The following is a 10,236-nucleotide window of genomic DNA, read 5'->3' as shown; positions in this document are numbered from 1 at the left end:
TCTGGCAATCTCGGTGGCGTAGTTCAATACGGCTTCCACTTCCTGACGGTTGAATGTGGTCGATTTCGCCACACGCTCACAAAAATTGCGGAAACTCACTCGATGTCTACCCGTTGGTTGGGCGATTTGCACGACTTTACCGGCATTTGCGCCGACGTTCAATTTGCGTTCTACAAGAACGAACTGTAATGGTTTGTTAGCCATAGTTCAATAGTTTTTCCTCCTTTTACTTCCCCCCTGCCGAATTCGGAGGTATTGACTTTCGACAAAGGCTTCTTGTTCGATAACGCAAATGTACTTGATTTATTATAAAAAGCTCCTAAGCTTTTGAATAAAAGCTTAGGTGTAATCAGCTGAAAGCTTAGGTGATTTTGATGGGTTTCTTATGAGTTCTTCCGTATATCGTATTTGGTTACTCAAACGCGACTAAACTTGAAGGTACTCCCACGGTAGTGATGATGGGTGTTTGGGAGCATTCGCCCGTCTTGGTATTGTAGGTATAGTAGCCCGTTTCGTAATTGGCGGACAATCTGCAATCAAGGTTAATGCGTTCGTTGATTTCCAAACCTTTGTCATTTGAGCTGTGGGGGACATCTCCCGTTTCTCCCTGCCCGTTTGGACTCGGATATATGTTTCCCTCGAAATCGTGATTCACCCGTGCCGTATCCACAAAATTGTTCGTTGTATGCGATAGGGAGAAATGCGACTCGAAGTTAAGGCGGTTGTTCAGCATCCCGCTTTTCATCAGCTTGTTTTCGAGCATAAACATCCCGGATTTGTTTTCAGCGTGCTGGATATTCTTCAATACTCCTTGTATCTCATTGAAACGGTTGTAATACCCGAACTCGGTACTAATCTCATCGAACCAAAGTTTCGTGAAAGCGACTTTCCCTTTCAGCATATACGAACGAAAACGGTCGTGGTCACGCTTCACCAACAGGTTTTCTCTTTCGGGAACTCTAAATGAGTAATCATTCTTTGCAGAAGCATAATACCCTCCCGCACCGAGCAGAATACCGCTCTTCGGAAAGTTCTTGCGCGAGAAGACACTTCCCTTGTGTGTCTGGTAAGAACCAAGTTCGTACGAAGCATCCAAATAGTCCGTGCTGAACTCCTTCGTGACGATATTGACGGCACCACCCAAGCCATCGCAACCGAAACGTGCAGGGATAATGCTTTTATAGACCTCTATCCGTTCGATAATGTCTATCGGAATTTCATCAAGCGAAAAGGCTCCGTCTGAAGTATTCATCGGAATACCATCCCAAAGAATCTGAATACGGTTTCCCTCCAAACCGTGAACAATAATCCTCGAACTGCTTCCCAATCCACCTGTCTGCCCGACCTTCAAGCCGATGGTTTTGTTCAAGATGGTTTCTAAAGAAACGGAACGACCTTGCAATTCCTTTGCGTTTATCACTGAAATCGCTTCGGGCGACTCTCTGATAACCTGTGCTTTTGTTTTTCCGAAGACTACCACATTTGCCAATTCCGTCGATTCCGGACGTAACTTCAGGGTATGACGCTTCTCATTTGCCGTAATCGTGTCGGTAATTGTCTGATAACCTACATAACTCACCTTTAGTACCAGTTTTTGATGGGCAGGTATATTTAGTTTCGCCACCCCTTTTCTGTTGGTGGTTGTACCGTTCTTGTACGAAGGTTCGTTCAGACCTTTCCATTGCACCGTGGCAAATTCTATACTGTTTCCATTCTCTGCATCAATAACTTTTATTTCGATGGAATGCAGTTGTGCAAACATCGGATAGGCCCACAGCAATAGGGAGCTGACGATGAGCACTCTTTTGTATAAATGAACTATTGAGTCGATTGACATATCTTATCTGTTTATGAAAACTCGTGCAAAATTACCCGACTATCGAATAAAGAAATATCCCTACTATCCAGACCTATACCCCTATTGAGTTTTATATGTGTCAGGTTATCGTTTTCGGGTAGTGTAATGTTCATTCGGGTTATTTTACCCCTGTGCGTCTCCGTACTTTTGCACCTTAGAAAATCAAAACGATACATATATGGATAAACAAAAAATCAAGCCTCTCGATGAGGAACGGGAGAGTCGTAGCCTGCTCTCCAATGCGGTGGTCATACTGCATCTTGTTTTCGGCACACTGCCTCTGCTGCTTGTGGTATGGGCGGTAGACAGGCTGATGGATGGTACGCTCACTTCTGCTATGATTTGGATTGCTGGAGTGGCGATGGTGCTGCTTGCCCTGCTTCGCAGTGTGTTTTACGGAACTTCGATTTGGCGGGCGCACCGCTCGGCTTACAATGCCCTCACACGGTTGAGGTTGCGCATTGTAAACCACTTGCAACGGTTGCCACTCGGTTTCTTTCAGGAGCGCAAGGTGGGCGATTTGGTGAATATCATCAACCACGACGTGGAGCAAATCGAGATTTATCTGGCACACGGACTGCCCGAAATCCTATCGGCAACGCTTTTCCCCACCTTGCTATGGGGAATTGTTATGGTATTGGATTGGCGGCTGGGGCTGGCACTCGTATCGCTGCTACCGTTGGCGTTTCTTTTGCAGATGGCAGTCAAAACGCTTTGGGGCAAGAGCTTCCAACACTTTATGGAAAGTACGCAGAAGATGTCGGAAGACCTCCTGGAATATGTGGCTACAATACCGGTTATCAAGGCATTCAGCCACGAGGAAACACGCACGGAACGAGTACTTGGCAATATGCGCGATTATATCCGCTGGGTGAAGCGGAGTATGTTCAGCGTTACCGTACCGATGACGCTCATCACGATGTTCTTGGAGGGCGGTATCGTGGTAATGACTCTTGTCGGTCTATGGCTGATGAGTTCGGGCGAACTGACCGTGGCACGTTTCATTCTTGCCTTGATATTGGGAGGACTGTTCTCGTCTTCCTTTGCCAAACTGGCTACGTTCCAACATTTTCGAATCGTCTATGGGCAATCGCTGGCAAAGGTGCAGTCTATTACCGAAGTACCGGTAAAGGACACAGCGGATAAGGATACGGACGCTATACAGACCGATGTCAGTTTCGAGCACGTTACATTCGCCTACCCGAATAAGAAAGACAGTGCATTATCCGATGTCAGTTTGCAATTCCCCAAGGGCAGCCATACGGCTATTGTGGGAGAATCGGGGTCAGGCAAAAGCACACTGGCAAGTCTGATGATGGGTTTCTGGCAATCGCAGTCAGGAACCGTCCGTCTGGGCGGAGAGAACCTTGCGGAACTCTCCGAACGAAACATTGCCGATTTCTTCTCGATGGTGCAACAGGAGGTATTCCTTTTCAACACGAGCATTCGGGACAATATCCGTATCGGCAAGCCCTCCGCCACGCAAGAGGAGGTGGAAACGGTGGCGCGAAGGGCGCGCATACACGACTTTATCGTGGAACTCCCCAATGGTTACGATACCTTGGCAGGCGAAGCGGGCGTAAAATTCTCCGGCGGAGAAAAACAGCGTATTTCTATTGCCCGGATGTTGCTCAAAGACTCGCCGATTGTCATTCTCGACGAAGCCACCGCTGCTTTGGACGGAGAAAATGAAAAACTTATTCAAGAGGCTTTGGATGAATTGCAGCGTAACAAGACCGTCATCACCATCGCCCACCGTCTCAACACTATTCAGGAGATGGAACGTATTGTCGTGATGGACAAGGGGCAGATCGTGGCGACGGGAACGCACGGAGAATTGATGGACAACTGCCCACTATATCGCAATATGACGGAAACACAGGAACGAGTAAGCAAATGGCAACTGAAAGAGGAGGTATAAACAATGATACGCAAGATATTGAATGAATTGACCGCTCGCGGAGTGCGGCATCTGATAATCTCCGCACTGTTTTTCGTGGTTTATGCCCTTTGCGGCACAGCGATAATGCTCACTGTCCTGTTCCTTATCGACCGCCACGTTTCGGGCGAAAGCGTTTCGCTTGTCTCGGCGGCGTGGATACTCGTTGGTCTGCTGGTTATGAAAACCATATCCAATGCCATAGCCGATATGAGTAAACACTTTGCCGGCTTCGACCTCGTGGAACGCATCCGCGAGAAAATCATATTGAAACTGAAAATGTTCTCGCTCGGTTTCTACACCAATGAGCGTCTGGGCGAGATAAGCACCGTCATACACAAAGACGTGGATAATATGGAAATGGTTGTGGGGCACCTTTGGACGCGGATGTCCGCCGATTTCATCGTGGCGCTGATACTCGGCATCGGACTGTTCTGTGTGGACTGGCACATGGGGTTGGCGATGATTGCCATCCTTCCTATTGCCCTCTTCTCCTTGTATCGGGGCATCCGTTCGGGGACGAAAGCGCAGCAGGAGGCGCAGGACGGTCTGGCGGATATGGTCAGTCTCTTCGTTGAATACGTCAAGGGCATACCTGTGCTGAAAGTCTTCGGAGGAAAAGGAATGTTCCGTGACAGGCTCGACCGTTCTGTCAGCGAGTTCGGAGAGAGCAGCAAGAAGACCTCACGGCAGGCAGCTGCAAGCGTAGGCAGGTATGCCTTTCTCATTGAACTGGCTTTCGCTCTGATGGCAACGCTTGGTCTTTGGTGGACTTGGCGTGGAGAACTTTCCCTTTTCGCTTACCTGATGTTCGTCATCGTCTCGAAGGAGCTCTACAAACCTTTTGTCAATATGGAGAGTCATTGGCTGAACTACATCAAGGTAAAGGACAGCTACGAACGCATTTCCCGTCTGTTGGATGCTCCCGTGATCATCGATCCCGACCAACCGAAAACGGCGGAACGCTTCGACCTCTCGTTTGATGGTGTCGGTTTCCACTATGAAAAAGAGGGGTTCGAGATGAAAGACCTCACGTTCAACGTACCCGAACGGACGGTAACGGCTCTTGTCGGCTCGTCAGGGTCGGGGAAAACCACCATTACCAATCTGTTGCTCCGCTTTTGGGAACCGCAGGCGGGCTGTATCTGTATCGGCGGAGTGGACATACTGGAAATGGACTACGATTATCTGCTCGGCAAAATCAGTGTGGTAATGCAGAACGTTATCCTCTTTTCCGACACCATTGCCAACAATATCAAGGTTGGCAACCGCAATGCCACACAGGGGGAAATCGAGGAAGCCGCACGTCGGGCGATGATACACGACTTCATCGTCAGTTTGCCCGATGGTTACGAAACGAAAATTGGGGAGAATGGCTTGGGGTTGTCGGGCGGACAGAAGCAACGCCTCTCCATCGCTCGAGCCTTCCTCAAGGATGCTCCGATCCTTCTTTTGGACGAGATAACAAGTAATGTCGATCCCGTCAATGAGTACAAAATACAGCAAGCAATGTCTGCGCTTATCCGAAACCGCACGGTCTTGGTCATTGCTCACCACTTGCAAACCATCCGCAACGCCCACCAGATTATCGTGATGGACAAGGGACAACTTATGGAGAAGGGTACGCACGCCGAACTCGAAGCAAAAGGCGGAATGTATTGCAAACTGCTGTCGATGCAGTAAGATCGCTAAAAAAGAACAGGTAGTAAGACGTATTTATCTTACTGCCTGTTCTCATATTCAACTGTACCATCCACCTTTGCCATAACACACAAGTAGCGGAGGACTTGTTCTTTTCGGTCAGTCTTCTGATTATCCATTTACGGAAACTTTTGGCTTGTGGAGAAGCAAAACGAAATGACAGCATCGTTATCATTTCAATATTATATAAATCCACTGCACCACCCTTAAACAATAGCGTTTGCATCACCTCATCTTCTCTGAGTAATCCTTCTTTGAAGATAGACTTGATGTGGCTGTTTACTTTGCCGGAAAATACGCCGAATAAATCGGCTATTTCGCAAGCCGACATCCAAATGGAAGTCGTAGGAACGTGTACGTTCCCATTCTTCTCAATGGTTATGAATTCTCTTTTCATAGTAATTCAATATTCATTGTTTTTTCTTCTTTCGATTAACTTATCCATATCCTCTGCAATCTTCTTCTCTGAAATCTTCGCATAGGTCTGCGTGCTGGTGATGGAGGCATGTCCCATCATCTTGGCAATGCTCTCCGTACAAATCCCCTCGGAAATCAAGAACGATCCGAAACTGTGCCGGGCTTGATGGTAGGACAGATTCTCTTTGCGTCCGATAATGACGCCCAGTTCGTGTATCTCAAACCACATCATGTCTCTGCTTGGCAAAGGGAAGACCGGCTGCGTGTCATCGGTCGTATTGTACAAATCAAGTATCTGCTCCGCTATCGGATGCAGAGGGATAAATGACTCCACTTTCGTCTTCTTACGGTTGATGCGAATGTATCTTCTATCGTCGGCAGTCCGCCCGATATGGTGTGGATACAACAGTTGGGTATCGACATAGGCAAGTCCCGTAAAACAGGAGAAGATAAAAGCCCTGCGAGCCAATTCCTTCAATGGGTCATTGGCGGGCAGTTTCAGTTCTAGCAGTTGTTTGAGTTCCGCTTTGCTGATGTGCATTCGTTTGGAGGGCGGTTTCTTCTCATACTCCAACTCTTCCAAAGGATTGGCACGGATAATCTCATGGTCTACGGCAAGATATATCAGTCTGTTCAGCCAACAAAGGCAATGGTTGGTCTGCGATGCCCCGAAGTTCTTGTACCGCTTCAGGTAGACCTTATATTCCCGTCCGAATTCCTCGGTGATGTCCGAAAAGGCAATGTCCGCCTTGCCTTTCGAGTCCAAGAACTCACGGATATAGCTCTGGTAATACCGAGAACTCCTGTAGGTCGAAGTGGAGTCGATTTCCTTGGAACGGACGGCAAGGCATTCCCGTTCCCTTTCTCCCATTTGGAGCAGATGGGTAGGAATGACCGCCTGACCTGCTATCCTGTTTTTCAATAGTTCGGCACTGACCACACCCTGCTCTTTGAGCATTTCATCATAGAGCCGCTCCGCATACTTTCGAAACTCTTTCAGGCGGTTGTTCGTCCGCACGTCCGCGGTCTCTGCTTTTTTTGCATTCCATTGTTTGGGATTGCAAGTAATACCCGTGGTTATCGTCGTGCTTTTCCCGTCGATGGAGATTCGGCAAAGTACGGAAGTTGTACCATCCACACGTACCTTGTTGCGATTGATATAGAGTAGTAAAGAAAATGTGCTACGCATAAATTCATTTATTATCTATGGGGTGTTATAATACAAGTTTCAAATCTTTTGTCACTTCGATATATTTGTCCATATCCTCGAAGAGTTTCTTGGGCGTGACCTTTGCATATACCTGTGTGGTCTGGAGGTTGGAGTGTCCCAGCATCTTGCAGATGGTCTCGATAGGAACGCCGGCTTCCAAGGTAATCAGCGATGCGAATGAGTGCCTGCCGGCATGGTAGGTCAGGTCTTCCTTAATGCCCGCAAGAACCGCAAGGCTTTTCATCAGACGGCGAAGGTTGGGATGGTACAGCATTGGAAAGAGGGTCGGACGAGCATCATCCCGGTACTTCTCTATCAGGTCAAGGGCTTCGGGCAGCAGCTTGACACAGGCACGAAGCTCGTTTTTCTTGCGGCAGTATTTAAGCCACAGCTCGCCATTGTCATCCGTGAACAGATTGTCACGCATAACGGAAACTGCATCGGCGTAGGCTGTTCCCGTATAGCAGGCAAAGAGAAAGAGATCTCTTGCCAAAATGTGGGAGGCGCGATGTTCGGGGATTACCAAGTCACGGATTTTCTCGAAGGATTCCCGGCTTAGGGCTTTTGGTGTCTTCTCCTTTTGTTTGGGGAGACTGAAATGAGCGAAAAAACATCTGTCGGCATAACCGTCCTTGTAGGCTTTTCGGCATACTTTCTTGACGATAGCCAGATAGTGGCGACAGGTATCTACGGCAAGTCCTTTCTCGTCCAAAATGAAACTCTGGTAATCGTGGATAAACTGTTCCGTCATCTGACCGAAAGCAACGTCTTTGGTGCGAAACTCCTTTTCGATGAACTCTGCCAAGGTTCTCCGGGTGTAGAAATAGGCAGGGTAAGTCCCTTTTGCCCGGTCTATCCCGATACGCTTTCTCAGTTCCTCACAGACGATGTCCGTCATTCCCAACAGGGTCATCTGCGTTTCGAGGCTTCCCTGAAATAGGTTCTTGACGGCTTCCGCATCGAAGTCCGCATTTCTTCCCACAAGCGTGTCGAATGCCGTGTGGATGGAGAGCATCAGCTTGTCCAACTTCGCATTGGTCTCCACGGCTTCATGGCTCTTGCCTTTCAGACGGCTTTCTCGAGGATTCCATAAATCGGGCGTACAGGAGATTTTGCAACTGAACTGCACCATCGAACGGTTGACGGTGATACGTCCCATGATGGGAGCTTTGCCCGACTTGTCCAATCGGCTCTTTTTGAGGTAGAGCAATACCTTGAATTTCTCTATTGTCATACGCTTTAATTTTATGGACAAAATTACCCGTTGTTAAAGCGTTCTTTGACAAGCAAAACATTGTGGAATAGTGAGATAGAAACCTCTCCATAGAAATCTCTCCTTTTTTTCGTTACCTCACCACACTAGGGAAACCAACGGATAACGGTTTGGTAACCGAAAGGATTCAATATTCCGTGTCGAACTGCTTTCCTATCATACTCGCAGAATATAGAAAATCAACTAATTCACAACACGTTACAGGTTTATTCTCTACATTCTTCCAATTCCTCGAATGGAAAGTATTTTCCACCTCGCCCGCCATACTATGGCGACGGAAATCTGCCTGACCAACGGCGTTCCCATCGAAACCCTTTCCAAGATGCTCGGACACACAAATATCCGCACCACGCAGATTTACGCCAAAATTACCCACGAAAAGGAAAGTCGGGACATGGCGGCACTCTCCGATAAACTGAGTAAGATAGAGCAGTTCAATGGTATCACGATATAATAAGGAGGAGGAGCGATGAAAAGAGAAATCATAACCATTGGAGAGAACGGAAAAGTACATATCCCGACAACTCCCGTTTGGATGTCGGCTTGTGAAATAGCCGACCTGCTCGGCGTATTTTCCGGTAAGATAAACAGCCACATCAAGTCTATCTTCAAAGAGGGTTTGTTCAGGGAAGACGAGGTGATGTGCACCTTATTTTCCAAAGGCGGTGCGGTGGATTTATACAACCTTGAAATGATTACGATGCTGTCGTTTCGATTTGCCTCTACAGAAGCCAAGAACTTCCGTAAATGGATAATCGGAAGAGTGACCGAAGAGAAGAGAACAAGTCCTCCGCTACTCATGTGCTATACCAAAGGCGGATGGTACAACTAAATATGAAAACAGGCAGTAAAAAGCATTTTTCTTACTGCCTGTTTTTAGTGAATTTGAATAAACAATCAGCCTTGTGCCAGAGCTGTCCAGAATCGGTCTTCTTCACCAATTCGTTCAGAGAACAGCCAAACCTCCTTTATCAGGTCATTCTCAAAACGGAAAAGATCTACTCCCTTCATCTCCATCGAATGTCCGCTTGCCGATACAGCAAATCCGATAGATGCCACGACCAAATCTCCGTTTTCCGTTACGTAATCCACTTGGTCGATAGCGAATGTCCCATTACTCAATTGAGCCATCTTTCCCAAATGGGCAAAGACATTCTGCTTACCGTTGTAGATGCCCGACAATGCACCCTTTCCCGGCTGATGCCATACCAAATCATCGGAGAGCAATGCCCCCATCGTTTCAAAATCACCCTGTGCCAAAGCTGTATAGAATTGGCTCACTTTTTCTGTTTTCTTTTCCATAAATCTGTATTTTAATTGTTGAAATCACTGCAAAGTTATATCTTTGCACTACAATATACAAGTACATACAATATAGTATGATACATACTATATTGTTAGAATTATTGATTATCAAGAATAAAAAAGTTTGCTATGGAGAGGAAAATTTCAGATGAAGAATGTCCGGTAAGAAAATCGATGCAGATTTTTGCAGGTAAATGGACATTGCTTATTATCTTTCAAATCAACCACAGGATAATCCGTTACGGAGAACTCAAACGTGCTATTCCCGGAATCAGCGAGAAAATGCTTATTGATGAATTAAAATTCCTTTGTAGCAAGGGATTGATTAAGAAAAAACAATATCCCGAAGTTCCACCCAGAGTGGAATACTCCCTTACACCCTTGGGAGAGAAAGTCTTGCCGATTATAGATGAGATAGCCAAATTCGGTATGGAGAATTTGTAATCCGTCAATAGCTTCTTCTGTGAGCCTTAATTGAAAAAAAGATTGCTATAGACAGTATGTCTTACGTTTCAGCAAGAACAGGCAGTAAG

At 46.9% G+C, this 10,236-nt stretch carries 7 protein-coding genes and 4 pseudogenes; 5 read left to right on the top strand and 6 right to left on the bottom strand.

Going from position 1 to position 10,236, the window contains the following annotated elements; genetic code table 11:
* Positions 1-204, bottom strand: a pseudogene (locus EII14_RS05870) (histidinol phosphate phosphatase); the annotation flags it as partial.
* 292 nt (positions 205-496) lie between these two features.
* Positions 497-1,837, bottom strand: a pseudogene (locus EII14_RS05865) (TonB-dependent receptor plug domain-containing protein); the annotation flags it as partial.
* A gap of 199 nt (positions 1,838-2,036) precedes the next feature.
* On the opposite strand from EII14_RS05865, the gene EII14_RS05860 reads away from it, so the two are divergent.
* A complete protein-coding gene (locus EII14_RS05860; protein WP_124931615.1) occupies positions 2,037-3,779 on the top strand; it encodes an ABC transporter ATP-binding protein in 1,743 nt (580 codons plus the stop codon).
* A gap of 3 nt (positions 3,780-3,782) precedes the next feature.
* Entirely contained in the window at positions 3,783-5,480 is a 1,698-nt protein-coding gene (locus EII14_RS05855) for an ABC transporter ATP-binding protein (protein ID WP_124931614.1), read from the top strand.
* Between the two features lie 57 nt (positions 5,481-5,537).
* Here the strand turns inward: EII14_RS05855 and EII14_RS09485 are convergent.
* The 3 genes and pseudogenes from EII14_RS09485 to EII14_RS05840 form a co-directional block, all read right to left on the bottom strand.
* Positions 5,538-5,895, bottom strand: a pseudogene (locus EII14_RS09485) (hypothetical protein).
* A gap of 6 nt (positions 5,896-5,901) precedes the next feature.
* Positions 5,902-7,104 (bottom strand): site-specific integrase, encoded by a 1,203-nt coding sequence (locus tag EII14_RS05845; RefSeq protein WP_124931613.1) that lies wholly within the window; start codon positions 7,102-7,104, stop codon positions 5,902-5,904.
* A 25-nt stretch (positions 7,105-7,129) separates the two neighbouring features.
* Positions 7,130-8,359, bottom strand: coding sequence for a site-specific integrase (locus tag EII14_RS05840; protein WP_124931612.1), 1,230 nt, complete (start codon positions 8,357-8,359; stop codon positions 7,130-7,132).
* Between the two features lie 286 nt (positions 8,360-8,645).
* On the opposite strand from EII14_RS05840, the pseudogene EII14_RS05835 reads away from it, so the two are divergent.
* Positions 8,646-8,852: pseudogene (locus tag EII14_RS05835) on the top strand (tyrosine-type recombinase/integrase); the annotation flags it as partial.
* 15 nt (positions 8,853-8,867) lie between these two features.
* A complete protein-coding gene (locus tag EII14_RS05830; protein ID WP_124931611.1) occupies positions 8,868-9,230 on the top strand; it encodes a hypothetical protein in 363 nt (120 codons plus the stop codon).
* Positions 9,231-9,295: 65 nt separating this feature from the next.
* Here the strand turns inward: EII14_RS05830 and EII14_RS05825 are convergent, their stop codons facing one another.
* Positions 9,296-9,700, bottom strand: a complete 405-nt coding sequence (locus EII14_RS05825; RefSeq protein WP_124931610.1) for a nuclear transport factor 2 family protein — start codon at positions 9,698-9,700, stop codon at positions 9,296-9,298.
* Positions 9,701-9,832: 132 nt separating this feature from the next.
* Here EII14_RS05825 and EII14_RS05820 point away from each other — a divergent pair, with 132 nt between their 5' ends.
* A complete protein-coding gene (locus EII14_RS05820; RefSeq protein WP_124931609.1) occupies positions 9,833-10,147 on the top strand; it encodes a helix-turn-helix domain-containing protein in 315 nt (104 codons plus the stop codon).
* The last annotated feature ends 89 nt before the right edge of the window (positions 10,148-10,236 follow it).

Source organism: Alloprevotella sp. OH1205_COT-284 (genome assembly GCF_003859795.1).
Taxonomy (GTDB): Bacteria; Bacteroidota; Bacteroidia; order Bacteroidales; family Bacteroidaceae; genus Alloprevotella.
The sequence above is the reverse complement of the archived record's forward strand: the minus strand, read 5'-3'. Positions and strand labels throughout refer to the sequence as shown.